27 protein-coding genes and 2 pseudogenes are annotated in these 25,321 nt (G+C 72.0%); 16 read left to right on the forward strand and 13 right to left on the reverse strand.

What is annotated here, in order from left to right:
* Positions 1-8: 8 nt before the first annotated feature.
* Both ABT078_RS02135 and ABT078_RS02140 read right to left on the reverse strand, forming a co-directional pair.
* Positions 9-635, reverse strand: a complete 627-nt coding sequence (locus ABT078_RS02135) for a DedA family protein (RefSeq protein WP_351222935.1) — start codon at positions 633-635, stop codon at positions 9-11.
* A gap of 14 nt (positions 636-649) precedes the next feature.
* Positions 650-1,423, reverse strand: a complete 774-nt coding sequence (locus tag ABT078_RS02140; protein WP_351222797.1) for an MBL fold metallo-hydrolase — start codon at positions 1,421-1,423, stop codon at positions 650-652.
* A 196-nt stretch (positions 1,424-1,619) separates the two neighbouring features.
* Here ABT078_RS02140 and ABT078_RS02145 point away from each other — a divergent pair, with 196 nt between their 5' ends.
* The 5 genes and pseudogenes from ABT078_RS02145 to ABT078_RS02165 all read left to right on the forward strand — a co-directional run bounded on the left by ABT078_RS02145 (position 1,620) and on the right by ABT078_RS02165 (position 5,383).
* The gene (locus ABT078_RS02145; RefSeq protein ID WP_351222799.1) at positions 1,620-2,048 is read left to right on the forward strand and encodes a hypothetical protein; all 429 of its coding nucleotides are present in this window, start codon (positions 1,620-1,622) and stop codon (positions 2,046-2,048) included.
* Between the two features lie 102 nt (positions 2,049-2,150).
* A complete protein-coding gene (locus ABT078_RS02150) occupies positions 2,151-4,292 on the forward strand; it encodes a phage holin family protein (RefSeq protein WP_351222801.1) in 2,142 nt (713 codons plus the stop codon).
* A 67-nt stretch (positions 4,293-4,359) separates the two neighbouring features.
* Positions 4,360-4,686 (forward strand): annotated as a pseudogene (locus ABT078_RS02155) (amino acid permease); the annotation flags it as partial.
* 84 nt (positions 4,687-4,770) lie between these two features.
* A complete protein-coding gene (locus ABT078_RS02160) occupies positions 4,771-5,118 on the forward strand; it encodes a hypothetical protein (protein WP_351222803.1) in 348 nt (115 codons plus the stop codon).
* Between the two features lie 88 nt (positions 5,119-5,206).
* Positions 5,207-5,383 (forward strand): hypothetical protein, encoded by a 177-nt coding sequence (locus ABT078_RS02165; protein ID WP_351222805.1) that lies wholly within the window; start codon positions 5,207-5,209, stop codon positions 5,381-5,383.
* 302 nt (positions 5,384-5,685) lie between these two features.
* Here ABT078_RS02165 and ABT078_RS02170 read toward each other — a convergent pair whose 3' ends face one another.
* Positions 5,686-6,408: an SMI1/KNR4 family protein gene (locus tag ABT078_RS02170; RefSeq protein ID WP_351222807.1), complete on the reverse strand. Its 723-nt coding sequence runs from the start codon at positions 6,406-6,408 to the stop codon at positions 5,686-5,688.
* Between the two features lie 142 nt (positions 6,409-6,550).
* Here ABT078_RS02170 and ABT078_RS02175 point away from each other — a divergent pair, with 142 nt between their 5' ends.
* The 3 genes from ABT078_RS02175 (at position 6,551) to ABT078_RS02185 (ending at position 8,517) form a co-directional block, all read left to right on the forward strand.
* On the forward strand, positions 6,551-6,997 hold the full coding sequence (locus ABT078_RS02175; protein ID WP_351222809.1) for a hypothetical protein: 447 nt from the start codon (positions 6,551-6,553) through the stop codon (positions 6,995-6,997).
* A 285-nt stretch (positions 6,998-7,282) separates the two neighbouring features.
* Positions 7,283-7,723 (forward strand): hypothetical protein, encoded by a 441-nt coding sequence (locus ABT078_RS02180; RefSeq protein WP_351222811.1) that lies wholly within the window; start codon positions 7,283-7,285, stop codon positions 7,721-7,723.
* Positions 7,724-8,088: 365 nt separating this feature from the next.
* Positions 8,089-8,517, forward strand: coding sequence for a hypothetical protein (locus ABT078_RS02185; protein ID WP_351222813.1), 429 nt, complete (start codon positions 8,089-8,091; stop codon positions 8,515-8,517).
* 111 nt (positions 8,518-8,628) lie between these two features.
* Here the strand turns inward: ABT078_RS02185 and ABT078_RS02190 are convergent, their stop codons facing one another.
* On the reverse strand, positions 8,629-9,456 hold the full coding sequence (locus tag ABT078_RS02190; protein ID WP_351222815.1) for a helix-turn-helix domain-containing protein: 828 nt from the start codon (positions 9,454-9,456) through the stop codon (positions 8,629-8,631).
* 49 nt (positions 9,457-9,505) lie between these two features.
* On the opposite strand from ABT078_RS02190, the gene ABT078_RS02195 reads away from it, so the two are divergent.
* From ABT078_RS02195 to ABT078_RS02210, 4 genes and pseudogenes are all read left to right on the forward strand, one after another.
* Positions 9,506-9,811 carry a 4a-hydroxytetrahydrobiopterin dehydratase gene (locus ABT078_RS02195; RefSeq protein WP_351222817.1) on the forward strand — a complete coding sequence of 102 codons (306 nt, stop codon included), beginning with the start codon at positions 9,506-9,508 and terminating at the stop codon, positions 9,809-9,811.
* Between the two features lie 65 nt (positions 9,812-9,876).
* A complete protein-coding gene (locus tag ABT078_RS02200) occupies positions 9,877-10,614 on the forward strand; it encodes a class I SAM-dependent methyltransferase (RefSeq protein ID WP_351222937.1) in 738 nt (245 codons plus the stop codon).
* Between the two features lie 83 nt (positions 10,615-10,697).
* Positions 10,698-11,102: pseudogene (locus ABT078_RS02205) on the forward strand (helix-turn-helix domain-containing protein); the annotation flags it as partial.
* A gap of 27 nt (positions 11,103-11,129) precedes the next feature.
* On the forward strand, positions 11,130-12,011 hold the full coding sequence (locus ABT078_RS02210; protein ID WP_351222819.1) for a class I SAM-dependent methyltransferase: 882 nt from the start codon (positions 11,130-11,132) through the stop codon (positions 12,009-12,011).
* Between the two features lie 36 nt (positions 12,012-12,047).
* Here ABT078_RS02210 and ABT078_RS02215 read toward each other — a convergent pair whose 3' ends face one another.
* A complete protein-coding gene (locus tag ABT078_RS02215) occupies positions 12,048-13,415 on the reverse strand; it encodes an SUKH-4 family immunity protein (protein WP_351222939.1) in 1,368 nt (455 codons plus the stop codon).
* A gap of 18 nt (positions 13,416-13,433) precedes the next feature.
* Positions 13,434-13,907, reverse strand: a complete 474-nt coding sequence (locus ABT078_RS02220; RefSeq protein ID WP_351222821.1) for an RICIN domain-containing protein — start codon at positions 13,905-13,907, stop codon at positions 13,434-13,436.
* 342 nt (positions 13,908-14,249) lie between these two features.
* Here ABT078_RS02220 and ABT078_RS02225 point away from each other — a divergent pair, with 342 nt between their 5' ends.
* Entirely contained in the window at positions 14,250-14,669 is a 420-nt protein-coding gene (locus ABT078_RS02225) for a hypothetical protein (protein ID WP_351222823.1), read from the forward strand.
* Here ABT078_RS02225 and ABT078_RS02230 read toward each other — a convergent pair.
* Together ABT078_RS02230 and ABT078_RS02235 are read right to left on the reverse strand one after the other, a co-directional pair.
* Positions 14,615-15,025: a RidA family protein gene (locus ABT078_RS02230; protein WP_351222825.1), complete on the reverse strand. Its 411-nt coding sequence runs from the start codon at positions 15,023-15,025 to the stop codon at positions 14,615-14,617. The genes ABT078_RS02225 and ABT078_RS02230 overlap by 55 nt on opposite strands.
* Positions 15,026-15,131: 106 nt before the next feature.
* Positions 15,132-15,809 (reverse strand): hypothetical protein, encoded by a 678-nt coding sequence (locus tag ABT078_RS02235; RefSeq protein WP_351222827.1) that lies wholly within the window; start codon positions 15,807-15,809, stop codon positions 15,132-15,134.
* A gap of 220 nt (positions 15,810-16,029) precedes the next feature.
* Between ABT078_RS02235 and ABT078_RS02240 the strand changes: the two genes are divergently transcribed.
* Positions 16,030-16,575, forward strand: coding sequence for a GNAT family N-acetyltransferase (locus ABT078_RS02240; RefSeq protein ID WP_351222829.1), 546 nt, complete (start codon positions 16,030-16,032; stop codon positions 16,573-16,575).
* Between the two features lie 101 nt (positions 16,576-16,676).
* Here ABT078_RS02240 and ABT078_RS02245 read toward each other — a convergent pair whose 3' ends face one another.
* Complete coding sequence (locus ABT078_RS02245) at positions 16,677-17,519, reverse strand: aldo/keto reductase (protein WP_351222831.1); 843 nt, start codon at positions 17,517-17,519, stop codon at positions 16,677-16,679.
* A gap of 342 nt (positions 17,520-17,861) precedes the next feature.
* Here ABT078_RS02245 and ABT078_RS02250 point away from each other — a divergent pair, with 342 nt between their 5' ends.
* Positions 17,862-18,653, forward strand: coding sequence for a Tat pathway signal sequence domain protein (locus ABT078_RS02250; RefSeq protein WP_351222833.1), 792 nt, complete (start codon positions 17,862-17,864; stop codon positions 18,651-18,653).
* A gap of 141 nt (positions 18,654-18,794) precedes the next feature.
* On the opposite strand, the gene ABT078_RS02255 is transcribed toward ABT078_RS02250, so the two are convergent.
* Positions 18,795-19,397 carry an NADPH-dependent FMN reductase gene (locus ABT078_RS02255; RefSeq protein ID WP_351222835.1) on the reverse strand — a complete coding sequence of 201 codons (603 nt, stop codon included), beginning with the start codon at positions 19,395-19,397 and terminating at the stop codon, positions 18,795-18,797.
* A gap of 101 nt (positions 19,398-19,498) precedes the next feature.
* Here ABT078_RS02255 and ABT078_RS02260 point away from each other — a divergent pair, with 101 nt between their 5' ends.
* Positions 19,499-20,353: a helix-turn-helix transcriptional regulator gene (locus ABT078_RS02260; protein WP_351222837.1), complete on the forward strand. Its 855-nt coding sequence runs from the start codon at positions 19,499-19,501 to the stop codon at positions 20,351-20,353.
* Between the two features lie 23 nt (positions 20,354-20,376).
* Here ABT078_RS02260 and ABT078_RS02265 read toward each other — a convergent pair whose 3' ends face one another.
* From ABT078_RS02265 to ABT078_RS02275, 3 genes are read right to left on the reverse strand one after another with little or no spacing between them, the layout of a single operon-like run.
* On the reverse strand, positions 20,377-21,102 hold the full coding sequence (locus ABT078_RS02265) for an ABC transporter ATP-binding protein (RefSeq protein ID WP_351222839.1): 726 nt from the start codon (positions 21,100-21,102) through the stop codon (positions 20,377-20,379).
* Positions 21,099-23,951, reverse strand: coding sequence for an ABC transporter permease subunit (locus tag ABT078_RS02270; protein WP_351222841.1), 2,853 nt, complete (start codon positions 23,949-23,951; stop codon positions 21,099-21,101). The genes ABT078_RS02265 and ABT078_RS02270 overlap by 4 nt, the downstream gene beginning before the upstream one ends.
* Positions 23,952-23,963: 12 nt before the next feature.
* The gene (locus tag ABT078_RS02275) at positions 23,964-25,223 is read right to left on the reverse strand and encodes an ABC transporter substrate-binding protein (protein WP_351222843.1); all 1,260 of its coding nucleotides are present in this window, start codon (positions 25,221-25,223) and stop codon (positions 23,964-23,966) included.
* Positions 25,224-25,321 lie beyond the last annotated feature (98 nt).

The following is a 25,321-nucleotide window of genomic DNA, read 5'->3' on the forward strand; positions in this document are numbered from 1 at the left end:
TCGGCGACTCAGGCCTGCCGGCCGTCGGACGAGCCCGGCCCCGGCCGCCGCAGCCTGCGCCACAGCGTGGGCGCCGCGCTGATCACCACCGTCAGGGCCACCGCCGCCACGACCCCCTGCCACGGTTCGGGGAACAGCGAGCCCCCGAGGATCCCGATGAGTCCGTACGTCGCCGCCCACGCCAGGCACGCCGGTCCGTCGCCCCGTGCGAACCGCGCCGTCGGCATCCTGGCCAGCAGGCACGCCAGCATCACCGGAATCCGTCCGGCCGGCACGAGCCGCGACAGCACGAGCACCTGGGTCCCGTGCTCGTCGAGCCTGTGCTGCGCCTGCGTCAGCCGGTCCGGCGTCGCCCTGCCGCGCAGGGCCTCCAGCCACTTGGAACCGTTCTTCGACCCGACCCCGCGCCGCCCGAGCCAGTACAGCGTGATGTCCCCGACGAACGCCGCGAGCGCCGCCACCAGGAAGACGAACAGCACGGCGAACGGTGTCGTCTGATGGAACGCCACCACCGCGGCCGAACTCACCAGCGCCCCCGTCGGCACCACCGGCACCAGCGCACCCAGTGCAACCAGCAGAAACAGCGACGGATAGCCGACGGCCTGCTGCGTGGACTCCGGAGGCACCTGCCCCATGACGTCCTGGAGCGTCACCGGGCGACCTCCGGCCGGACACTCTCGCCGTGCCCCAGCCGGTGCACCGTCACGTTCGGCGCCAGTCGCGCCGCCTTCCGCGCGAACTCGTCGCCCGGCGAGTGGAACTCGTGCGGCCGGATCGCGTCCATCCCGATCGGCCAGTACGTGCCGTAGTGCACCGGCACGGCCGAGCAGGGCGCCAGGGCGGCGAGGGCGCGCGCAGCCCGGTCCGGGTTCAGATGGTGGTGCCCGAGGAACGGCCCCCAGCCGCCCACCGGCAGCAGGGCCACCTCCACCTCGCCGACCGCCTCCGCCATGCCGTCGAACAGTCCGGTGTCCCCGGCGAAGTACGTCCGCGCCGCACCGCGGATCACATAGCCGAGGGCCGGGGAGCGGTGCGGCCCCACCGGCAGCCGCCGCCCGTCGTGCAGCGCGGGAACGGCCCGTACGAACAGACCCTCCACCGCCACCTCGTCCCCCGCCGCCACCTCGATGATCCGCAGTCCGTCCAGTCTCCTGAGCCCGGGCACAGCGCGCTGCGCTCCGCGCGGCACGATCAGCCGGGTGCCGGGCGCGAGCCGCGCCAGCGACGGCAGATGCAGATGGTCGGAGTGCAGATGCGACACGACGACGGCCTCGGCGACCGCGGCCTCGCGCGGCGGCAGCGCACCGCGGCGCCGCCGCAGGTGCGCGAGCCTGCCCACGAACAGCGGGTCGGTCAGCACCCGGACCCCGGAGTCCTCGACCGTACAGGTGGCGTGACCCCACCAGGTGATCTCCACCGCCACGCACCCGCCTCCTCGCGTCTACGGGAACCGTGCCCGGGCCGGCGCTCGAGCCCGGATACGAGAGTAGGCGTTGTGCGGCAGTGCGGTCCTGCGGCAGCGGCCGCGCAGTCCTGCGGCAGCCCTCTCTGTGCGCCTGTTTCGCGCGGTGGCACTCGGAGTAGTGTCGGCGAGGACAGCCGAAGCAGGGGGACGGTCCATGGACGACGTGCGAAGCGGTGCGCGAAGCGACGTACGGGTGGCGGCGATCGCCAGTGTGACCCCGCTCGAGGAACTCGACAGCGATCCCTTCCTCGTCGACACCCGCACCCAGCACGCCATGTGCGCACGCTGGGCCGCGGACAAGGGGTACGTCGTCACCCGGGAACTGCTGTTCTACGGGCTGCGCCCCGACCACTGCGCGCTCTGGGCCGACGTCGACGCCGGCCTCGTCGATCTCTTCGTCGCCCCCAACGAGCGGGTGCTCGCCCGCGCGCTCACCTCCGTGCGGGATTTCTCCGCCGAGTGCGAGCGGCGCGGCATACGGCTCGAGACGGCGGGACTCGACGAGCCGTCCTACGACGCCGCCATGAAGGCGAGCGTGCACCGCAGGCTCTCGATGCCGACGGCCGGATACGACGGCTGCTGAGCGGGGCCGCACCCCGGTCCACGGGCGGGAAGAGGGCTGTGTCCGGCTTTGTGTCACGCTGGACTTCGAGGGAATCCTGCAGGCGAGAGGCAGTGACCTGGCGTGGGCGAGCGGCGATGGCGGACGGTCGGCGGCGCCCTGTTGCGAGTGATCGTGGTGTGGGCCGTGTCCACGCTCACGATGCTGGCGCTCGCGGGGATCCTCCCCGACTTCGAGCTCCAGTCGTCCGACGGGGAGAGCATCACCCGGACGGCCCTCACCGCGGCATGGGGCGCGGGTGCGTTCGGCCTGCTGACCGTCCTCGTGTGGCCCGTGATCGTCCGCGCGCTCCTGCTCGTGCCGGCCCTGGTCCTCGGGCTGCTGGTGTTCTTCCTCAACGGCTCGCTGCTGCTGCTCGCCCTGCGGCTGATCCCCGACGGCGGCGGCGCGGCCGCCCCCGAGACCGCGGTCGTGGTCGCCGCCGTGATGTCGGCCGTCGCCTCCGCCACCTCCACCGCGCTCGCCGTACGCGACGACAACGCCTACCGCCGCCGCCTCTCCCGCCTCGCCGACCGGCGCCGTCGCAGACGCGGCGAGCGCATCGCGGGCAGCGCCCCGCCCGGCACGGTGTTCCTGCAGCTCGACGGCGTCGGGCACGCCGTGCTCGTACAGGCGGTCGCGGACGGGCTGATGCCGACCGTGGCGGGCTGGCTCGACACGTCGCACCGGCTCACCCGCTGGCGCACCGACTGGTCGAGCCAGACCGGCGCCAGCCAGCTCGGCATCCTGCACGGCACGAACCACGACGTCCCCGGTTTCCGCTGGTACGAGAAGGACACCGGACGGTTCATGGTCAGCAACCGTCCGGCGAGCGCGGCCGAACTCCAGCGCCGGGCCGTCGCCCGCACGCGCGACGCCGGACTGCTCAGCCTCGACGGGGCCAGCCGCGGCAATCTGTTCAGCGGCGGCGCCGACCAGCTGGCGCTCGTGCTCTCGGTGGCCGCCCGGCGCGGCCGCGCCAACCGCTCCCGGGCCGGATACTTCGCGTACTTCTCCGACCCCGCCAACGCCGTCCGTACCGCGCTCTCCTTCGTCGCGGAAGTCGTCCGCGAGATCGGCCAGTCGATCCGCTCCCGGTTGCGGGGCGATGAGCCGCGCGTCGGCCGCGGCGGCCTCTACCCGTTCATCCGGGCCTTCGCGACGGTCGTCGAACGGGACGTGGTGGTCGCCGCGGTGATCGGGGACATGCTTGTCGGCCGCACGGCCGTGTACGCGGACCTCGTCGCGTACGACGAGGTCGCCCACCACTCGGGACCGCACAGCCGGGACGCGGCGAAGGTGCTGGAGCGGATCGACCGCGCCGTCGCGTTGATCGCCAAAGTCGCCGAGCACGCGCCGCGCACGTACCGGATCGTGCTGCTCTCCGACCACGGCCAGAGTCCCGGCGAGACCTTCGAGGGCGTGTACGGGCTGACGCTCAAGGATCTGGTGCGGGCCGGCTGCGGGCTGCCGGTGTCGCGCCGCGCCGGGCGCACCAGGAGCGGAGCGGAGGCCCGTGACGCCGTCCGTGACGCGCTGCGCAGCGCCCTGCACCGGCCGGTCGGCGAGGAGGACGCCGTGGAACGGCCGACGGGCGGCACCGACCCGGTCGTCCTCGCCTCGGGCAACCTGGGCCTGATCTCCTTCCCCGGCCTGCCGGGGCGGCTCAGCCGGGAGCAGATGGACCGCCACCACCCGGCGTTGCTGCGCACCCTCGCCAACCATCCGGGCATCGGCTTCCTGCTGGTGCGCAGCGAACGGCACGGTTCCGTCGTGCTCGGCAGGGACGGGGCGGAGCTGCCGGTGGACACGCTCGACGGCTCGGGGCCGCTGGCCGTGTTCGGGCCGGGGGCGGCGGACGCCGTCCGGCGCACCGACTCCTTCCCGCATGTCGCGGACATCATGGTCAACTCGATGTACGACCCCGACAGCGGCCGGGTGCACGCCTTCGAGGAGCAGATCGGCTCGCACGGGGGACTCGGCGGCGAGCAGGCCCATCCGTTTCTGCTGTGGCCGCGCGAGTTCTCCGAGCCGGTCGCCGACGGCGGTGAGCCGACGGGCGCGGAACAGGTGCACGAGGTGCTGCGGCGCTGGCTCGACGAGTCCCTGAGGGACGGGCACGGCCCGCAGGTGCCGCTCGGCAGTGTGGAGGATCCACGGCAGGTGGCCGGTGCGGAAGAAGCATTTCCGGTCACCGACGGGGCCGTACCGGACAAAAGTGAGTGATGTGGTGCAGCCGGCACCGTCCCCGACCATGGTCGGGTTTGCACGGAGAAAGGTGCACCACCCTCGCTCTGACGGTGTGTTCGAGATGCTGGTCCTCGTCAAGACGTTCACGGCGACGGTGCCGTAGCTGCTGTCCACGGCCGCTCAGATCCACTACCTGGCCTCGGGGCAGTCGCACCGCGTCAGCCGCGCCCGCCTCGTGCGCGACGGCGTGCTCGCGGCGGCCGCCGCCGTCTCCTCGGTGTGGCTGGTCGCCGGCTCGGGCTACGCGGCGGTCCACCAGGGCGTGCAGTTCCTCTTCGCCGGCGTCCTCGTGTACGCGTGGATGTCGGCGCGCAACCACAGGGCGGCCATCCGGGCGACGCATTCGGCACAACGGGTGCAGCGGGTGTAGGCCGCACGAGCGGATCAGGGCTCGAGGCGGGCGGGTCTGGGCCGGTTCGCGGGCACATGTGGCATGTGCAGGAGGTGCGCACCCGTGAACCGTTCCGCGCGCTGTGCAGTCGTTCGTGCCGTGCTGGTCGCTCTGCTTGCCCTCATCGCGCTGTGGAGTACGCAGGCGGGCGCGGCAGTCGTGACGCCGCAGGGCGCCGACGCCAGGCCGCCGGCCTCCTCCTTCCCGGTCGATCCGGCCGGGGAGGGCCATCAGGACACCACCGGGACGGAACAGCCCGACCCGCCCTGCCGCGCCGAGCGGCGCGGCACGCAGGCCCCCTGTGACCGTCAGGCTCCCGCGGCCCTGCCTCGCCCGGACCTCCACGGCGTCGCCGTACCCGTGACGCCCCCGGCACCGCACCCGACGAGGTCCGTGGTCCTGCGCTGCTGAGGGCGCCGCACGGGTGGCCGGCCGGCTCCTGCCGCGCGGCCCCCGTTCACGACGGCCCACCCCCTCAACACGCGCAAGGAGCACAGCCATGCCCATCGACCCGTTCGCCGCCCTGAACGCCATGATCCGCGCCGAGGCCGCCCGCACGGACCCGCCGCCCGAGGCCCACGCATCGTCCAAGGCCGCCGCACCGGAACCTGAACGTGAACCGGTGAAGCGCGGCGGCGGACACCATCCCGGCTCCGAGGGCGACAGGACCCGCTGACTCCCGCAGGCAGCGAACGTCACCGCACCGCACTTCACCGGACCCGCGTCCGACTCACCGCACCCGCTCCGGCTCGCCCCGGCGGGTGCGGCGGCCAATCGAACTACCGTGTCCCTGTGAGATCTCCCTTCGATGCCGCACTGAACGGCCTCGCGGTCGACCCGGCGGCACCGGCCTCGGTCCTCGTGCGTCTGCTGAGCCTTGACGACCATTCGATCGTCTTCTGGGTCCACCCGGCGGAAGGACCTGCCCGACGACGTCGTCGATGCGATCCTGGCGCACCCCGAGGACCCTGGCTCCGCTCATGGCCCGCCTGATTCGCCGGACAGACTCCGGTCGGAGGTGAACAGCGGGCGCGGTGAGGGTTCGCTCGTTTCGTCCCACGCGCGGCGCTCGGCGCCATCGAGCCAGTTCAGGTACCACTCCGCGAACGAAACGGGTCCCGTGGTGCCGCGCCGTCCGACCGGCACCACGCCCTCGCCGACAGCCCGTACGTCGTCCCACATGGTGCCGCGCTGGGGGCCGGTGACCACCAGGAGCGAGTAGTACGCGCAGCCCTGGGAGCCGATGCAGAGGGTGCCCTCGGTCAGCGCGTCGTACAGCTCCTCGTGGCGGGCCTCCCAGGGGGTGTACGCGGCGGCGAAAGCATCGTCGTCCGGGTAGTCGGCCCGTTGGGGCTCCGCGCACTCGTGCTCGTCGAGCTCGGCCGTGAGCCCCGGGTCGAAGGGCAGCGTGCAGCGGCCGGTGGCCGGCAGGGCGCCGGGCCCGGACGGCGTCATCGGGAAGAGCCCGTAGTCCGGGCCCGCGCCACCGGCCCCCACCTCCAGGAGGAACGTGTGGTACTCCTCGGGCAGTTCGGTCGCGAGCCGTCGCTCCACCGCTCGCAGCTGTTCCTCGGTCAGGACGGGCAGCAGTTGGAATTTGTGGCCGTGGCCGTGGAAGTCGGCCCCGAACACCCCCCTCCAGCGTGGCGCCTTCTGCAGCGCGAGCACGCGGTCCCGCACCCCGCCCCAGGTCCCGCCCATCGCTCCACCTCCCAAACAAGTTGCCGGAGTTGCGGACCAGGATCTCAAGTCCGGGACCGCGTGACGGGAGCACGTCATGCACCGCCGGATCCCATGGTAAGAAATGTGCTCCAGGCCGAGAGGCGTCGGTCGTTGAGGACGCGTGCGTGCCGCGGACGAGACGGACAAGGCTGCGCGCAGTGATGGAGGGGGCGACATGACGGCAACACAGGACGGTGCGCCGGGCGGACAGTCAGGGCGGGGCGGGTCGGATGGTCAGTACGTACCCGGGTGCCTTCCCCTGCTGATAGGGCTCGGAACTCTGATTTTCGCAGTCGCATCCTTCTTCTTGAACCTGGGCTTCGACCCGAACGCGGCGCCGGACTGCGGCGGCGTGGCGATGACTCCTGGCGACAGGTGTGACGACTACAGCGGAAACGGCGGCGGCGGGAGCTACGCGGAGATGCAGGAGAAGGCGATCGAGACGCACGAGGACAGAATCCGCAACTACAGCATCGCTTTCCCTCTGGCCTTGCTGTGCTTCGCCCGCACTCTGTACGTCTGGTTCAGGCCGGCCCGGGGCCGTCAGCCGGACGGGACTGCTGCCTGACCGATCGCCCACCTCTGCGGTCGTCGATACGGCGGCCAGGACTTCGGCGGGAGGACGGGCTTGTCTTCACCTGATTTCTCCCAGGAGGCCCCGGCCTTCAGGCCGGGGAGGAATGGGTGCTTGGAGCGGAGCCGCGTAGCGGCGGAGTTCCCTGCGTGTCTGTCGTGACCCGAGATCCCGAGTGCGGTCGTCGGCAATTCGGCCGTCCGGGAATCGTGGTCTCGCCCGGTCAGCGGTGCAGCCACCCGGTTCCCACGGAGATCCGGGCTTCCTGGAGTCAAGACCGTGCAGAACGAATCGAGCGACCCGGATCCGCACGACTGGGCCATCAGCTGGGAGAACGGGACCGGCCTGATCGGGATCGACCAGCCGGAGGTGGTCGACGCCGCCTTCGATCGTGAAGAGCGCCACGTGGGTGCCGCCGTCATCGGCCTTGCTCTCAACCACCCTGACCCAGCGGTCATCCTGCCGCGCGTCGCGCGGGCGATGGGCGGCGATTCCGCGGAGCTCCGCCGACAGGGCACAGTGGCGCTCGCTCACGTGGCACGACTGCACCGCACCGTCGATCAGACCTGTCTGACGCTGCTGCGCGGGATGCCCCGCGGCAATGAGGCCGATGACGACCTGTGGACCTTCGTGCCGCACCGGCGCCTGCCCCCGTGGCTCTGGCGCCACCAGGTGAAGCAACGGATCAAGTGGCAGCTCTGGGAGCGCCGGCGGTACTGAGACCGTCCCCGGACGCAGCCGTCCCGACGGAGAACGAGCGTCGTTGGAGCGGGAACTCCGGGCACGCCCTCAGCCGTGGTCAGCGGATTTCGTCGGTGCCCACGGCCGTGCGACGGACAGCGAGTCCGATCCGAGCGCATGAGTTCGCGCCTTTGGCTCCCCGACTGGCGCCCTCCCTCGCCGGAATCTCTGCGCATGGCCACCGTGACCTGCACAGAGACTCCGTCGCCGCCATTACCCCACGGGTAATCGACCCCTCCACCGAACCCCGGCATCGTGATGGTCACCGGGGCCCGGGCGGCGCACTTCGTCCGGGTTCCGGGTCACCGACCAGTGCGTACGAACTCGATGGAGGCTGATCCGCCATGTCCCAGGCCCTGCTCGCCGGACTCTCCCGCACCACCGAGCCGCGGACGGCGCTCCGTCGCTTCCTCGCCCTCGACGCCGTCGTCACGGCCGCCAACGGGCTGGCCTATCTCGCGGCGTCCGGGCCGCTCGGGCGGCTGCTCGGCGTCGATGCGACGCTGCTGCTCGCACTGGGTGTGTTTCTCGCGCTGTTCGCGGCGGGCGTCGGGCTCCTCGCCGCCCGGCCGCAGCCGCCCGCCGGGCCCGTGAAGCTCGTCGTCGACGCCAACGCGGCCTGGGTTGTGCTCAGCGCCGTGGCGCTGGTGGCGTGGCTGGAGCCCAGCACGGTGGGGGCGCTGTGGATCCCGATGCAGGCGGTGACCGTGGCGGGGTTCGCGGGCCTTCAGTGGTCCGCGCTCCGGGCACTCACACCGCACCCCGCTCCATGACACGAGCCATGGGGACGGTGTCCCCCCGCACCGGTCCCTCGGGCCCGGTGGCCGTGGGGACCGGCGCTTCCAGCCGGTCCCCGCACCCCGCCTCGGCCCCGGTACGGACGTTCAAGACGTCATTGACTGCAGGTACTTCACCGTTGCCGGGTCGGCCGGGAGGAACGTCTCGATGGCCAGCTCGGCGACCGTGATGTCCAGCGGCGTGTTGAAGGTGGAGATCGACGACACGAACGACAGCACCACGCCGTGGTGTTCGATCCGCAGCGGAAGGGCGAAGTACGGGTGGGGCTCCGGGCCCGCCACGTCCTGCGGGACGTCGTGGTCCGTCGCGTCGCCGCCCCGCTCCGGCAGGGGATACGCGGCGACCTCCTCGTACAGCCGGCGCAGCGAATCGGAGCGGGCCAGGGCCATCTGGCGCTCCATCTGGGTCAGCAGATGCCCGCGCCACTCGCGCAGATTGCGGATCCGCGGGGCGAGGCCCTCCGGGTGCAGGGTGATCCGCATCGCGTTGAGCGGGGGAGTGAGCAGATGCTCCGGGAGGCCTTCCAGGAGCATGGCGATTCCCCGGTTGGCCGCCACGACCGTGTACGTCCCGTCGACGACGAGGGCCGGATACGGCTCGTACCCGTGCAGCAGCCGCTCCATGCCCTCGCGCAGGGCCTCCAGTGACGGATCGTCCAGGGACGTCTCCGCGTACCGCGGCGCGTAGCCGGCCGCCAGCAGCAGCGCGTTGCGCTCGCGGACCGGGACGTCCAGATGCTCGGCGAGCTTGAGGATCATCTCCTCGCTCGGCCGGGACCGCCCCGTCTCGACGAAGCTGATGTGGCGGGCCGAGGAATCCGCGCGCAGGGCCAGCTCCAGCTGGGTCAGCCTGCGCCGCTCCCGCCAGGCACGCAGCAGTGGCCCCACTCCCGTGTCGGGCGCGACAGTTGTCATACGGAAACCGTAACGTCGCCCGCAGACAATCCCGGAGGGAGTCACGCTCATGCCCACAGAGCCGCTGTCGCAGAAGGAGATCGAGGACAGGCTGCGCGAGCTGCCCGGCTGGTCCCAGAAGGGCGACCGCATCGCCCGTACGTACCGGCTCGGCAACCACTTCGCGGCGACCGCGCTCGTCGTGCACATCGCGCAGATCCAGGACGAGCTGAGCCACCACTCCGATCTCACCCTCGGCTACAACACGGTCAACCTCACCGTGAACACGCACGACGCGGGAGGCGCGATCACCGACCGCGACTTCGAGCTCGCGAGTCGCGTCGAGACGGTCGCCCCGAACCACGGTGCGAGCTGACTGTGCTGCACGACGACGAGACCACCCGCGAAACGGCGGGGGCGGCCGGCGCCGGCCGGGACACCCTGCTCGACTACGACGTGGAGGCCGCGGTCTACGACGCGACGCGCGGCGGTGTGCCCCGCGCCGCGGCGGCCGCCGCGGCGGTGCTCTCCCTCGTGCCGGGGGCCGCCCGCTCCCTCCTCGACATCGGCTGCGGCACGGGGCTCGTCACCGAGCGCCTGGCCACGACCGGGCTGCGCGTCTTCGGTGCCGACTCCGCCCACGGCATGGCCAGGATGGCCGCCACGCGCATCGGAACCGTCGTGCTCGCCGACGTCCGGCGGCTCCCGGTGCCAGGCGCCTCGGTGGACGCGGTGAGCGCCGTGTGGCTGCTGCACCTCGTACGGGACGCACGGGCGATCGTCGCAGAGGCGGCCCGGGTGCTGCGCCCCGGCGGGGTGTTCGTGACCACCGTCGACAAGGATGCCGGGCACGACGTGGGCAGCGACATCGACGCCGTCCTCGCGCCGTACCGCTCGACCGAGGCGTACGACCGCGCCGACCGCATCGAGGCGTTCGCCGCGGCCCACGGCCTGCATCCGGCGGGGGAGACCCACTTCACCGGGCACGGCCAGGGCCGCTCACCGCGCCGCGTCGCCCAGGCGCTGCTCCGCGGCGAGTACGAGTCCCGGCTCACGGCACGCGGAGTGATCGCCGAGAAGCTCGCCGCGGAGCTGCGCGCACTGCCCGAACCTGACGAGCCGAGGCCCGAACCGCGCTACCGGCTCCTCGCCCTGCGCAGGCCCACACCGGGCGGCTGACGGGCCTCCCCCGGCCGCCGGTGGCCGCTCGCCCGGAGGCTCGCATGCTCCGTCGCCCTCCCACCGGCGCGCCGTTCGGCCGGCGGTCCTGGTTCTCGCGACCCGGCGCCGAGGTGCCCGCCTGGTACCGGGCGATGGGCGATCCGGTCGTCGGCGCGGCACTGCGGCTGATGCAGAACGATCCCGCACACCCGTGGACCGTCGCCTCGCTCGCCACCAAGTGCGGGGTCTCCCGCGCGGGGCTCGCGCGCCGGTTCACCGCACTGCTGGGCGAGCCGCCGATGGCGTACCTCACCGACTGGAGGCTCGCCGTCGCCGCCGATCTGCTCCGGGACACGGACGCGACGGTGGAGGCCGTCGCCCGGCAGGTCGGCTACAGCGACGCGTTCGCGCTGAGCGCCGCGTTCAAGCGCGTACGCGGCATCAGCCCGCAGGAACACCGCACCGCTGCGGCCGTTTTGCCGGAACCGCAACACGGCTCGCCATGACGGCGCCCCGGCGCGCACCCTGACGTCATGAGCCATCACCACGACGACACTCACGGCACGGACCCCACCCACATGGACTGGGACGAGCTCACCCCGCTCCTGGAACGCGGCGCCGAGCTGCAGCAACCGCTGTACGCGCAGGCCGCCGCCTGGATCGGCGAGCAGCTGCCCGCCGCCGCCGTGCGCCGCGTCCTCGACATCGGCAGCGGGCCGGGGGTGATCACCTGCCTGCTCGCCGAGGCGTTCCCGCACGCGGAGGTGGTCGCCGTGGACTCCACCCCCGCACTCCTCGACCGCGCCATGGCCCGGGCCGAGCGCAGGGGGCTCGGCGATCGTGTGCGCACGCACACCGCCGAAATGCCCGGCGGCATGGACGACTTGGGCGATGCCGACCTGATCTGGGCGGGCAACTCGGTGCACCATCTGGGGGACCAGCGCGCCGCCCTCACCGGCCTCGCCCGGCGCCTGCGCCCCGGCGGGATGCTCGCCGTCGTCGAAGGCGGACTGCAGCCGCGCCATCTGCCCCGGGACATCGGCATCGGCCGTCCCGGCCTCGAGAGCCGGATCGACGCGGCGAGCGGCGACTGGTTCGAGGAGATGCGCGGCGCACTGCCGGACACCAAGGCGGAGGTCGAGGACTGGCGCGCGCTGCTGGCCGAGGCGGGCCTCGCGCCCAGCGCCACGCGTTCCTTCCTCCTCGACATCCCGGCGCCGGTCACCGTCGTCGTACGCGAGCAGTTGGTCTCCGCGTTCACCTGGCAGCGCAAGGCGCTGGCCGGGCGGCTGTCCGACGACGACGCCGCCGTGCTGGACCGGCTTCTGGACCCGGACGACGAGGAGGGATTCATGCGCCGCCCGGACTGCTTCCTGCTGGCGGCCCGCACGGTGCACACGGCTCGCCGCGGCTGAGCCGACGGCCCCGGTGCGGGCGGCCGGCAGGCAGCCTCAATTGCTGAGCAGGCCGCCGGTGTAGGGGTCCTCGGCGAGCAAGCGCCAGGAGTGCTGGGGGCTCCGGAACGCCTCCGGGTCGACGGCCTTCACCATTTCGTCGACCCGGCTGTGCAGCAGGGCGAGCGGGTCGAACACCTGCCAGGTGTCGCGGCCGGCACCGCAGTCCCACCGGCGCCACTCCGCGCGCAGCCGCTCGTAGGTCCACAAGGCGTACAACAGCGCGGACAGGTCCCGGTTGAGATAGGCCGCGGGCCCGCCCTCGTCGTACCACTCCGGCAGTTCCAGTCGGCCGGTGGCACCGTCGAGGGCGATCACCAGGTCGTGCGGCCACCATCCGACGGCGATGTGGTCGCGCTGGTACGCACGGCCTGCCGCTGCCCCCGGTCTCTTCGACGGCTCGGCCGGTTCGTCGAAGGCGTCGGGGTGGGCCTCCACCATGGTGCGCAGCGGCTCGTCGAACGCGCAGAAGAGCTCGCAGTCGAGAGGCAGTCCGATCTCGGTGAGCAGCCGCCGGGTCGGCTCGTGGGTGAGGCGGTCCGGTATCTCCTCGGGCCGGTAGCGGCGCACCCGGCCCTCGCCGTCGAGCTCTGCGAGCTCCTCCACCAGGTCAGGGCCGAACTCGTACGCGAGAGCGCCCGGCAGGCCGGGCCGGGCGCCCCAGCACAGGGAACGCATCAGCAGCGACGTACCCCAGTGAGGGGGAGGGGAGTCGGCGGCGAACAGCTGCGGGTCGGCGGCGCACATGCGCCGCTCGGCGGCCTCGATCACCTCGGCGACGACTCCGGGTCCTCGGCGGTGCCCGAACGCATCGGCCCGCCACGCCGCCTGCGACACCGACTCGGCCGCGTGGAGCAGCCCTGCCAAGGCGGTGAGGTCGGAGGCGAGCAGGTCGGAGGGGAGGAGGTCGGAGCGGCCGGGGTCGTGGGGGAGAGACCTTCCTGTCCGCTCGCGGTGCGTCGCACCCCTACGGGCGGCGAGGCGGACCTCGCCGGTCACACCGTCGAGCACCACGCGGCTGCCGCAGTAGTCGGTCTCGCCGAGGACCAGGAGCCGACCGTCCCCGACCACCTCGCCGCCCTCCCACCGGGTGAGCGGCTCCAGCCGGCCCGTGTGCAGGGCGGTGAGGTCGAGGTCGGCGGCGGCCGCAGGCAGGCCCTGCTCGCTCAGGAACCGTCGGCTCGGGCCGTGCGACAGTTCCTCCGGCAGGTCCGCCTCCGCCACCCGCACGGCCGGCCGGCCTCCGGCCCGGCGCCCCGCCGGCTTTCCGTCGAGTCGGTACCCATGCCCCGCTGTTCCCCCTGTCGATGATCGGCGTGGCCTCGGCCTCAGCGGTCGTCGGCCCGTGATCCGTCGGCCTGTGATCCGTCAGCGCGTGATCCGTCAGCCTGTGACGCGTACCAACTGCCACCACTGGAACGGCGAGTCGGTGTCCTCCCACTGCCGTACGTTCGCCCCGTCATCGGCCGAGCCGTCCTCCACCTCCAGCAGTAGCCCGCTGATGTGGCTGACCAGCGTGACGGTCCCCGGCGCGTCCAGGTGCTGCTCGATCAGCCACTCCTGTGCGCCGAAGTTGTTCGCCTTCCACTGCTGGACGTTGGCGCCGTTCTCGGTCGATGCGCCCGCGACGTCGAGTCGCTTGCCGCTGTTGGTGTTGACCAGGTGGTAGAAGCCCCCACCGGCGAACGAGATGTCCCATTGCTGCGCCGGAGCCCCGGTCTCCTTGCCCTGCTGCACATTGGCGCCGCTGCCCTTGGCGCCGTTGTACACCTCCAGCACCAGGCCGCTGCCGACATTGCGCACCAGATAGCGGCCCTCCTGGAAGGGAGCAGCCGCGGGGCCGTGGTTCTCGCTCATGGAGCCTCACATTACGTGAGTCGATCCGAGCGGCAGTTCCCGGCCGATGAGTCCTCGCCCCACCGGGCGCCGGGACGTCGTCACGCTGGCACGCGGATCCTCAACTACGGGTCCGAGGTACTCAACCGCTCCACGGACGGCGCCGTCACCTGGCAGTCCATCAGCCCCGATCCGTCCCGGCGGCCCGGGCCCGAGCCGATCCACACCGGACGAAGCCGGCCGAGGGCCGCGCGTGGGTGACCCGCGCCGTGGTCGACCCAGGCGACAGCGACTGCGTCCTCACCACGCACTCCCCACCGCGCGGGCCCGCCCATGCCTCAGGGGTATGGCGGCACCGGCGGCGTGAGCACGGGGCAGGACCTGTCCGGAAACCTTCCGGCCGCGCCCGTCGACGACCTGGTCATCGGTCTCGGCCGTCCTCGCCATGTCGCGCCGGACCACGGCGTGTTCACCGCACCACCGGGCGGCAGACACTGGGCCCGGCCGGGCCGCGGCATGCCCGTGGTCCCCGTGGACGACATCGAGTCCGACGCGGGCCGTCTTCGGTTCGTCGCCGTCGCGTTCGGCCCCGGGCTGGGCTTCTACCGACCGTTCCCTGAGCGCGGCTGTGGTCCCGGCGCCGGGTCCCCGCCACGGTCCGCGGCCCGCGCTGCGGTGGGGGCCGCACGAGGTCACCGGTTCCGCAAGGGCTTCGGCCACGGAGGAGCTCAGGAATCGAGCACGGCGGCGACGGCTTCGATCTCGACGAGCTGGTCCTGGTAGCCGAGCACGGTGACACCCATCAGGGTGCTGGGGACGTCGTGATCACCGAACGTGTCACGGACCACCTGCCAGGCGGTCACCAGATCCTCCTGCCGTGCCGACGCGACGAGAACCCGTGTGCTGATCACGTCCTCCAGTGAGGCACCGGCCGAAGCGAGAGCGGTCCGCATGTTCTCGACGGCCTTCGCTGCCTGGCCCGCGTAGTCTCCGACCGCTGCCGTGGAGCCGTCATGGTTCAGCGGACACGCCCCGGCGAGGAAGATCAGGCGTGACCCGGCCGGTGCCGTGGCCGCGTAGGCGTACTCGGCGACGTCGGACAGGGCGGTGGAGCGGATCAGAGTGACGGCACGGGCCACGGTCGTGGGTCCTTTCGCATCGGGCGTGGAGCGCAGTCATCCTGCCAACGCCCGACTGCTCCCGCCCCTGCTTTTCCCGGCTCCGCTCGCAGGCCGCTCCGGACGGTCAGGGGATGCGGACGCCGGCGAGGAGCTGCTGGTGCATCCGGTCCGCGGCCTTCTTGTCAGTCTCGCCGGCAAGGGTCAGGACCTGAACGACATGGGTGTCGTCGGCGATGAAGCGCACGGAACCGACGCCCCTGGCCTTGCCCTCCGTGGTGGTGAGACGCGCGTCGAGGGCCGGGCGGCCGTCCACGGTGGTCATCCGACTGCTGGCGATGGCGATCTTCCTGCCCGGATCCTTGTTGTAGCCCTCGACGAAGCCCTGAAGAGCCTCACGGAGAGTCTCCGGGGTGCCCGGTATGTCGTAGACACCGACGGCGCCGTTGAGCCCGTCCGAGGTCCGCATCAGGTAGATACGACAGCTGGCGATTTTTCCGGTGCCGGCTTCGGCGCGTGTCTCGACGGTGGCCGATTCGGGAATCTTGAAGGTGATGCCGCTGGGGGCATCGGTGCGCTCGACCCACCTGACCGTGATGACGTCGATTCCCTGGCGACCTTGACCTTGACCTTGACTTTGACCTTGACCGGGACCGGCCTGCCCGGCTTCCGCGGCGGCCATGGTGGCGGCATGCGGTGTCGCCGGGGCGGCGAATGCACTGGCGGGGAGGAGTGCACCTGCTGCGGCCAGGGCGGTGGATGCGGCGAGGATCACGAGGCGCTGCGGCCGGGAACGGTGAGTCATGGAAACCACTCCGGAAAAGGGTGACGGTAATCGTCGAACGGTCATGTCGCGCCGCCACGGCTTTTCCGGGCGATACGGGCGGGTCACCGGTTCTGCGTGAACCCGTGCCTCCATTGGGCCCGGCCGATCGAATCGCGTCATGCCCCTGAATTGCGTGACAGGGAAATTCGGGACTTGCCCCGAAAGGGCGGCCCTGATAGGTGGCGGCATGCTTCTCCCCATGCCGAACGACAACGCCCTCACGCTCGCCCAGATATCCGACCCGCGCAGTGTCACCCGCGAGCTGCGCAACCGGGTCGTCAGCTGCTGGATCGCGGTCACCAATGCGGCCGGTGCCGCCGGATTCCCGTTCCCACCCGTCCAGGACGGAGACGTCGCACCCGTCGCGGACAGGATCCTCGGCCGGCTCGGCCCGCAGCACAGCCGCCTCATCACCGCCACGTGCGACGGAGTCCTGGCCGGATGGGTCGTCCTCGACCGCGACCCCGACCGGCTCGTCGGCCACTGGGGGACGGTCCGCCATCTTCAGGCCCACCCCGACTTCCGCGGACGTGGCGTCGGCTCGGCACTGATGCGCGAGCTGCGGCGGGTCGCCCGCGAGGAACTGGGGCTTGAGCAGCTGCATCTCGCGGCGCGGGGCGGTGAAGGGCTGGAGGACTTCTACGGGCGGCTCGGCTGGCGTGAGATCGGGCGCTGGCCCGCGGCGCTTCGCCTCGCGCCCGACGACACCCGGGACGAGGTGCTCATGATCCTCGATGCCCTCTGAGGGTGCCGGTCCGGTGCCTGTGCCGGCGGGTTCCCGGTCGGGGCACTCGGGCCTCGATGGGGAACCCACCGGAGGGGGTGACGGAGCTGTGCGGCAGCCGGTCAGTTCCAGTCGAAGGTGTCCGGGTCCGGCCCGAGGCGTCTGCCCTCGTCGAGAGCTGCGAGGGCCGTCATGTCCTCGTCGTCCAGCTCGAAGCCGAACACGTCGATGTTCTCGGCGATCCGGGACGGAGTGACGGACTTCGGGATCGCCACGTTGCCCAGCTGCAGGTGCCAGCGGAGGACGATCTGCGCCGGGGTGCGGCCGTACTTCTGGGCGATCGCGACGACCGTCGGGACCTCGAGCAGGCCCTTGCCCTGGCCCAGCGGGGACCAGGCCTCGGTGGCGATGCCGTGCTCGGCGTGGAAGGCGCGGGACTCGGCCTGCGCCAGCTGCGGGTGGAGCTCGATCTGGTTGGCGGCGGGGACGACCCCCACCTCGTCGATCACCCGGCTCAGATGGGCCGGCTTGAAGTTGGAGACGCCGACCGCCTTCGCGCGGCCACTCTCGTTCAGCTCACTGAACGCCTTCAAGATCGTGATGTAGTCGTCGCGCATCGGGCGAGGCCAGTGGATCAGGTACAGGTCGACATAGTCGAGGTTCAGCTTCGACAGCGACGTGTCGAAGGCGCGGAACACGGCGTCGCGCGACCACGTCTCCGAGGCGCTGTTCCAGAGCTTGGTGGTGACGAAGAGCTCCTCGCGCGGGATGCCCGAGGCGGCGAGGCCCCGGCCGGTGCCCTTCTCGTTGTCGTAGGCGGCTGCCGTGTCGATGCTGCGGTAACCGGCCTCCAGGGCCGTGCCCACGGCCTTCGCCGCCTCGCCGTCCGGCACCTGCCAGACACCGAAACCGAGCTGCGGCATCACGACACCGTTGTTCAGGGTGATGGAGGGGACCTTGCTCACGAGCGGTCGATCCTTACGTCGTCGTTTGGTGCTCTCTTGCCTCAACGATCTCTCCGGCGGACGGATTCCCGGGCGCCCGGGAAGTTGGCCGATACCGTTCCGCCCTTGTCCGCCGCAACCATTGACCGCGTCCCGTCATGACGTAACTCTATTGCACATCGATGAACCCGGTACATCCATATGAACATCGGCGCGAGGTCGACGTCTCGAGGTCCTCGCCTCAGCGCCCGTACGGGACGCGCTCACCGGGCTGTCGCGGCCCGGCGGCAGCCTCGGCCCGTGCACCCGGCTCGCACAGCGAGCCGGACTGCGGACCCCACTCCGAACGAGGTGACGTACACGATGACCGAACCCACCAGGGCATCCCGCAGAGCCGTACTGGGCGCCGCGCTCGGCGGCGCCGTCGCGGCCGGACTGCCCGCCGCAGGCGCCGCGTCCGCGGCCTCCTGGCAACTGCGCTGGTCGCCGTCCGCGAGCGGCGACGGCCTGCGGGCCTTCGAGACCGTCGAGGACGACCGGGCCGATTCGCACACGGCCGCCCGGCCGCACATCCGCGCCCAGGGCGACAACTGGCGCTTCGACATGCACACCGTCGACCGTGACACCAGCACCGACCGCCAGCGTCAGGAGGTCACCGGCTGCCGGAACGGATCCTCCTACCTGCGGTGGCTGCAGGGAGAGACCTGGCGGATCACCTACGCGATGTACATCCCCAGCAGCCTGAAGGCCACCACGACCTTCACCCACATCATGCAGATGAAGCAGCCCGGCACCGGCACCTCGCCGATCGTCGTGCAGTCCTTGCGCCGGGTGGGCGGGGTCCAGACGATCGAGCTGAAACTCTTCGCGTCCGACACCCTGGTCGGCCGGACGGACCTGGCGCCGCTGCACGACAAGTGGATCGGCGTCGACTTCCAGATGAAGATCGGCAACGGTACGTCCGGCTCGGTCCGGTGGATCCTCAGGAACGGCTCGACGACCGTGGTCGACGCGTCGAAGTCGGGCGTCAACACCTTCCTCGCGGACCGGGTGCGCCCCAAGTGGGGCATCTACCGCTCCCTCGGCGACAGTTCGGGCTCCCTGCAGAACTGCCACCTGCTCCTCACCGACCTGCGCGCGTACCAGCTCGTCTGAGCCGTCCGCGAAGCGTCGTCATGAGGCCGAGGCCGAGGCCGAGGGCGTGCCTTCTCGTCCGGCTCCACCGTCTCCGGGCCCGGCGGTCGGGCGAGGCCCGGCGCGGAGGGCGTACCCCCGCGCCGGGCCGTACCACCGCTGTCAGGCGGCGGTGTACGGCCTGTCGCGCCGCGCGTCGTGGAGGACCGCAGCCCACCACTCCAGCTGGTCGAGGAGGACCTTCGCCGCCCCGTTCGGGCCCTCGGGGTCGATGAGGGTGCCTTCGGGGGAGAACAGTTCGTAGTAGCGGGGGAAGGAGACGTAGTCGCGGACCGTGTGGGCGTGCAGCTCGTTGAAGACCTGCCGCAGGTGCTCGATCGCGAGGAGACCTCCGCTCGCGCCGCTGTAGCCGACGAATCCGACGGGCTTCGTCTGCCATTGGGTGTAGTGCCAGTCGATCGCGGCCTTGAGGGCCGCCGGGAAGCTCCGGTTGTAGTCGGGCGTCACGACGACGAACGCGTCGGCCGCGTCGAGGCGCCGGGTGAGGCCCGCCATCGAGTCGGGACGGGGCAGGTTCGGGTCGAGCGCCGGCGGGACCCCCGGCAGCTCCAACGGCAGCGGGGTGTCCGCGAGGTCGACGAGGTCCACTGTGAAGCGGCCGTGCTGCCGGGCCTGCTCCAGGAACCAGCCGGCGACGACAGGTCCGAAGCGGCCTTCCCGGACGCTGCCGGTGATCACTGCGAGGTTCAGATTCCGTGAGGTCATGCCTCCACGCTGCCGGGCGCCGCGGAGACCAGGAAGGCCGGGCCGAGGCTGGTAGTGACAGGGCCACGATCCGGGCACCGCACGCCTGTTACGTTCGAAGCGTGAGCGACAACGAGCTGGGCCTGTTCCTGCGCAGCCGCCGGGAGGCCGTCACCCCGGCCGAGGTGGGGCTGCCCACCGGATCGCGGCGCCGCACGCCCGGTCTGCGCCGCGCCGAGCTGGCGACGCTGGCCGGAGTCAGCGTCGAGTACGTCACCCGGCTCGAGCAGGGGCGCGACCGCCGGCCGTCGCCGCCGGTGCTGTCCGCGCTCGCCGACGCGCTCCGGCTGGCCCCGAACGAACGCATCCACATGCACCGCCTGACCAAGGCCGCCGACGGCGGCTTCAGCTGCATGGGCGGCGCGATGCCGGTCCGCACCGTGCGACCCACCGTGCGGGCCCTGCTCGAACGCCTGGAGCCCACCCCCGCCGTCCTGCTCAACCGGCTCGGCGAGATCCTCGCCCGCACCGGGGCGTACGAGCAACTCATGGCCCCGATCGGGCTGCTGGACGGGGACCCGCCGAACCTCGCACGCTACGTCTTCACCGATGCGCGGGCGCGCACCGCCTTCCCCGACTGGGATCTCGTCGCCGACGAGCAGGTCGCCGCGCTCAAGCACGGTCCCTTCAGGGCCGACCCGCACATCGCCGCCCTCGCCGACGAGCTCACGGTCACCGCCGGCACGGCCTTCGCCGGACGCGTGACGTCCGTGCCCGGACTGCCGAAGGCCGGCGGCATCATGCGCCTCCTCCACCCCGAGGCGGGGGAGCTGCGGCTCGCGTACGAAACCCTCGACCTGCCCGCCGACGACGATCAGCGCCTTCTCGTCCACCTCCCCGCGGATGCCGCCGCGTCGGCCGCGCTGGACCGGCTCACCGGGCGCCGGCCGGGGGCGCTGCGGGCCGTGTCGGGCTGACGGCCACCCTGGCCGGCGCACCCTTACGGCGCCGAGCCGAGGTAGGCGTCGCGCACCTTCGGGTCCGCGCGGACCTCGGCAGGGGTGCCCTCGGCCAGGACCTCGCCGAGGTCCAGGACGACGACGCGGGCGCACAACTCCATCACGAAGGCCACGTTGTGCTCGACGAGCAGGACGGCGCAGTTCTCCTCTACCGCCATGTGCCGCACGACGGCCGCGAGGTGGGTGCGCTCGTCCGCCGTCAGGCCGGAAGCCGGTTCGTCGAGCAGCAGCACGCGTGGCGGGTCGGCGAGCGCACGGGCCAGTTCGACCATGCGGGCCCGGCCGACGGGGAGCGCACCGGCGTACGTACCGGCCAGGCCGCCGACCCCGCACGTCTCCAGGACGGACGCGGCGCGGGCCCGGCGCTGTGCCGGGGCGGCGCGCCGCCACTCCTGCGCGACGAGCAGATTGTCCGTCACCGTCAACTGCCCGAACGGCTGCTGCCGTTGGAAGGTGCGCCGCATTCCGTGTCTGGCCCGCCAGACGGGGGAGCGGCGCGTGATGTCCGCGCCCTCCAGGACGATCCGGCCCTCGTCCGCCCGGCGGATACCGGACAGCACGTCGAACAGGGTCGTCTTTCCGGCCCCGTTCGGCCCGATGAGCCCGCAGATCTCGCCGGGCCGCAGACCGATGCCGACCCCGTGGAGGGCGCGCACCCCGCCGAACCGCACCCCGATGTCCCGTGCCTCGAGGAGATACCCGGTCATCGCGCGACCCCCTGCCGTCCGATGCCCAGATACGCCTCGGTGAGCCGGTCCGTCTCCACCTCGGCGCGCGGGCCGCACCAGGCGACCTGCCCCTGCGCGAGGTACGCCACGGTGTCGGCGATCCCGAGCACCTCGGCGGCCTTCTCCTCGACGAGCAGCAGCGCGGTGCCGGCCGCCCGGAGCTCGGTGAGCAGCCGGAACACCTCGTCGACGACGCGTGGCGCGAGCCCGAGCGACGGCTCGTCCGCGACCAGCACGGTGGGCGGCCGCTGGAGGAGCGGAGCGAGGGCGAGCATCTGCTGCTCCCCTCCGGAGAGCGAGCCGGCGTGCACGGTACGGCGGGCGGCGAGTTCGGGGAAGCGTTCGTAGACGGCGTCCCGGGCGTCCTTCTGCGCCAGTTGCAGCGCCAGGTTCTCCTCGATGGTCAGCCCGGGGAAGATGCCGCGCCCCTCGGGTGCGAGCAGCACTCCACGCCTCGCCCGCCGCACGGCTCCGTCGCCGGTGACCTCCCGCCCCCCGACGAACACGCGTCCTCGGTGCGCCGCGAGCCCCCCGGCGGCGACCTTGCACGCGGTCGACTTCCCGGCCCCGTTGGGCCCGAGCACGGCGAGTATCTCCCCGCCGTGCACGGCGAGATCCACACCCTGCAGGACAGCGGCACCGCCGTACCCGGCGTGCACCCCGCGCAACTCGAGTGCGGCCACGGTCCCTTCCTCCACCGGCGGCGCAGCGCCGCCGTCGGGCGTCCCGTCCGGGCTCTGCGCCTGCGGCGCGGAGCCGCCGCTCTGCGGGCTGTGGGGGCCCTGCCCCCGTGCCTCGTCTCCCCGTGCCTTGTCCCCCCGTGTCTCGTCCCCCCGCGCCGCAGGGGCTGGGGGCCTGCCCCCGGTCTCGGGCAGTGCCGGGGTGGGGGAATCGCCCCCGGGCCTGCCCCGCCCACGCGACCGTTCCCGCCGCGCGTGCAGCCGCATCGGCAGCGCCGCGCAGTACCCGTCGGGGTCGTTCGCCAGCGCCAGCCCCGCCAGACCGAAGAGGATGACCGGCAGATGGGCGGACTCCGTCACGTACTCCGCCATCACGTGCGGAACGAGCGCGAAGACCAGCCCCGCCACCACCGCGAACTGCGGTCTGCGTACACCCGCCGCGACCACGACCGCCAGCCACACCAGACCCGTCATCGCGGTGAAGTCCGTCGCCGTGATACGGGTGTTGTACGACGCGTACATCACGCCACCGAAACCCGCGAGCCCCGCCGACAGCGTGAACAGCAGCAGCTTCGTCCGCACGACCGACACGCCCGACGCCAGCGCCGCCGCCGGCGCGGACCGTACCGCGAGCATCGCGCGGCCGGTCGGCGAGTTCCGCAGGGTGCTCAGCGCGGCCACCACGGCCGCCACCAGCACCACCAGTGCGACCCCCATCGCCCGGTCGTCGCCCAGGTCCACGGGGCCGAACACCGGGCGGGGGATCTCCCACCCCGTGTCGCCGTTGCGGAGCCACCGGAACTGGAAGAGCACCTGGTCCGCCAGAAACGCCAGGGCCAGGGTCGCGAGCGCCAGCGAGCGGCCGCCCAGACGCAGGGCCGGGAGTGCGACGACGGCGCCCAGCACCGCCGCCACGCACGTGCCCACGGCCGCCGCCGCCACGAACGGCCAGCCGTGGCTCATCAGCAGGCCCGCCACCAGCGCCGCGCCCGTCACGAACGTCGCCTGGGCGAGCGAGACCATCGCGCCGAGCCCCGTCACCACCGTGAAGGACACGAAGACGAGCGAGATCGCCAGGCCCTGTGCGAGGATCCCGCTCCAGAACGGGGTCGTCACCGTGTAGAACGCGACTGCCAGAAGGCCGCCCGCGCACACCCACATGCCCCACCGGCGTGCCCAGGACCGCCCCGCCAGGTAGTCGACCGGCGGCGCGTCCGCCGCCGCCGTTCCCGCCGCGCGCCTGCGTCGAGCCATCACGAGCAGTCCCGCGAAGAGGATCAGGAACGGTACGGCCGTACGGAATCCGGTGATCCCCTCGGCGAACGACGCGTACCCGGCGACCAGGTTCTGCAGTACCCCCAGACCCAGCCCGCCCGCGAACGCCAGTGGCACCGACGCGAAGCGCCCCAGCACCGCCGCCGTCGCCGAGACGAAGAGGAAGAGCGTGTAGTCGTGCGCGGAGAGGCCGAGCAGCGGGGTGGCCAGCACACCCGCGAGGCCCGCAAGCCCCGACGACAGCATCCACGCGATCGACGACAGCCGGTCCGCGCTGATCCCGCGCAGCTCCACGAGTCCGCGGTTGTCGACGGCCGCCCGCAGCCGAAGTCCGAGCCGGGTGTGCCGCATCAGCACCCACAGGCCGGCCGCCGTCACCGCCGTCGCCACCCAGGTGATCAGCTGGTCGGAGTCGACGCCGACGCCGTCCACCGGCTGCCAGGACACGGCCGGGCTCGGGCCGACGCCGGGCAGGCCGTACTGGTTCTCGGCGGGCAGCACGGGCGCGCCGGCATCCCCGAGCAGCTCCACCACCCACAGTCCCGCGGCGGGAAGTGCGACCAGGAGCCCGATCGTCGCGACGATCTGCGCCGTCTCGCCGACGCGTGCGAGCTTGCGGAACATCAGCCGGTCGAGCCCCCACCCGATCCCGGGGGCCACGACGAACACCAGCAGCAGTGCGGTCGGCACGGCCGGCCAGCCGAAGCCCGAGTGGAGTTCGTAGAAGGCGAGCGCGCACAGATACGCGGTCGCGCCGTGCGCGAAGTTGAACAGACCCGATGCGGAGTACGACAGCACGAGCCCTGTCGCCAGCAGCGCGTACAACGCACCCGAGACCAGTCCGCTCAGCACGAAGCCCAGCAGGTCACCCACGATCCGCGCCCCCTACCGGAACGGGATCGGCGGATAGCACGTGAAGGGCGACGACACCTCGTACCGCCCGTTCCTCAGCTGCACGAGCGCCCCGCAGCCGAAGCTCTCCTTCTGCCCCTTGGGCTCGGCCCGGTCACCGACGAGCGTCCCGGTGTCGGAGAAGGAGGCGGCGGCCTTCTGGAAGGACTCGACGGTCAGGTCCTTGCCCGCCTTCCCGGCGATCGCGAGGAAGAGGTCCGCCGACATGTAGCCGGTCATCATGTGCATGTTCAGCGGGACGTCCTTGCCGCCCGCCGCCTTCCTGATGTCCTCCTTGAACTGCTGTATCGCGGGGCTCGACGACTCGAAGGGCTCGAACTGCAGCAGCACGTGCACACCGTCGAGCGCCTGACGTGTCGCGTCCTTGGTCAGCAGCCCCGGGTCGTAGTCCGTCGGATCGGAGATGACCCCCTTGAAGCCGGCCCGCTTCAGCGCCGTGAACAGCCCGATGTTGTACGGGGTCTGCATCACCGACACCACCGCATCCGGTGCCTTGCCGCCGTTCGACCGCAGGATCTCCTTCGTGTACGCCGACCAGTCGCTCGGCGGCGACGCCGCGGGCACGACGGCCTTCGCGTACGAGACCGTGTAGCCGGCCGCCGTGAAGCCCTGCGTGAAGGTGCGGATGCCGAACTTGCCCGCGTCGCTGTCCGCGGCGATCAGTGCGATCGACTTGCCCTTGGTCCCGCCGAGTACCGAACCGAGACCCTCCGGCCAGGTCTGGTTGAGCGTCCCGCCCGGCATGGGGACGAGGCAGCCGTTGAAGCCGTAGATGTGCTTGGGCCCGCAGAAGGAGGGCAGTGTGCCCCAGCCGAACGTCGGCACCTTCTGCTGCTCCAGGAAGTCGGCACCGGAGAACGTCACCGAGCTCATCGGCGCGACCGCGAAGACCTTGTCCTGCTGGACCAGTTTCCGGGCGGCGGCGAGGTTCTTGGCCGGATCCTGACCGTCGTCCTCGGCGCCCAGGTACTCGATTCTGCGGCCGTTGACACCGCCCTCGGCGTTGGCGCGGTCGTAGCGGGCCCTGGCGCCGAGGTCGGTGTCCTTCTTGGAGTAGCCGCTGGCGGTGGTCATGGAGACGATGCCGCCGACCTTGATGGAGTCGGCCGTCACCCCACGTGCGGATGCCCCGCCCTTCCCGGTCGGTTCGCCGGACGTGGAGGCGGAGTTGCAGGCGGTGGCGAGCAGCAGCGCTGCGGCGGCTGCGGCGATGGTGCGGATCGGTCGCAACACGTTCGGTCCCTCCGTCGAGTGCCCAGATTGTGTGCTCGACCTGATGGACCGTCAATAACTGACGCATCATCAATTGATGGTGCGTCAGCAGTTGGGCG

Origin of the sequence: Streptomyces sp. NPDC002133, from assembly GCF_040296405.1 — a bacterium.
Classification (GTDB): Bacteria; Actinomycetota; Actinomycetes; order Streptomycetales; family Streptomycetaceae; genus Streptomyces.

Excerpts from the sequence above, each read along its gene's own strand:
- ABT078_RS02135 (WP_351222935.1), bottom strand. The coding sequence starts at position 635 with ATGGGGCAGGTGCCTCCGGAGTCCACGCAGCAGGCCGTCGGCTATCCG.
- ABT078_RS02145 (WP_351222799.1), top strand. The coding sequence starts at position 1,620 with ATGGACGACGTGCGAAGCGGTGCGCGAAGCGACGTACGGGTGGCGGCG.
- ABT078_RS02165 (WP_351222805.1), top strand. The coding sequence starts at position 5,207 with ATGCCCATCGACCCGTTCGCCGCCCTGAACGCCATGATCCGCGCCGAG.
- ABT078_RS02170 (WP_351222807.1), bottom strand. The coding sequence starts at position 6,408 with ATGGGCGGGACCTGGGGCGGGGTGCGGGACCGCGTGCTCGCGCTGCAG.
- ABT078_RS02185 (WP_351222813.1), top strand. The coding sequence starts at position 8,089 with ATGTCCCAGGCCCTGCTCGCCGGACTCTCCCGCACCACCGAGCCGCGG.
- ABT078_RS02190 (WP_351222815.1), bottom strand. The coding sequence starts at position 9,456 with ATGACAACTGTCGCGCCCGACACGGGAGTGGGGCCACTGCTGCGTGCC.
- ABT078_RS02195 (WP_351222817.1), top strand. The coding sequence starts at position 9,506 with ATGCCCACAGAGCCGCTGTCGCAGAAGGAGATCGAGGACAGGCTGCGC.
- ABT078_RS02210 (WP_351222819.1), top strand. The coding sequence starts at position 11,130 with ATGAGCCATCACCACGACGACACTCACGGCACGGACCCCACCCACATG.
- ABT078_RS02220 (WP_351222821.1), bottom strand. The coding sequence starts at position 13,907 with ATGAGCGAGAACCACGGCCCCGCGGCTGCTCCCTTCCAGGAGGGCCGC.
- ABT078_RS02235 (WP_351222827.1), bottom strand. The coding sequence starts at position 15,809 with ATGACTCACCGTTCCCGGCCGCAGCGCCTCGTGATCCTCGCCGCATCC.
- ABT078_RS02240 (WP_351222829.1), top strand. The coding sequence starts at position 16,030 with ATGCCGAACGACAACGCCCTCACGCTCGCCCAGATATCCGACCCGCGC.
- ABT078_RS02250 (WP_351222833.1), top strand. The coding sequence starts at position 17,862 with ATGACCGAACCCACCAGGGCATCCCGCAGAGCCGTACTGGGCGCCGCG.
- ABT078_RS02255 (WP_351222835.1), bottom strand. The coding sequence starts at position 19,397 with ATGACCTCACGGAATCTGAACCTCGCAGTGATCACCGGCAGCGTCCGG.
- ABT078_RS02265 (WP_351222839.1), bottom strand. The coding sequence starts at position 21,102 with ATGACCGGGTATCTCCTCGAGGCACGGGACATCGGGGTGCGGTTCGGC.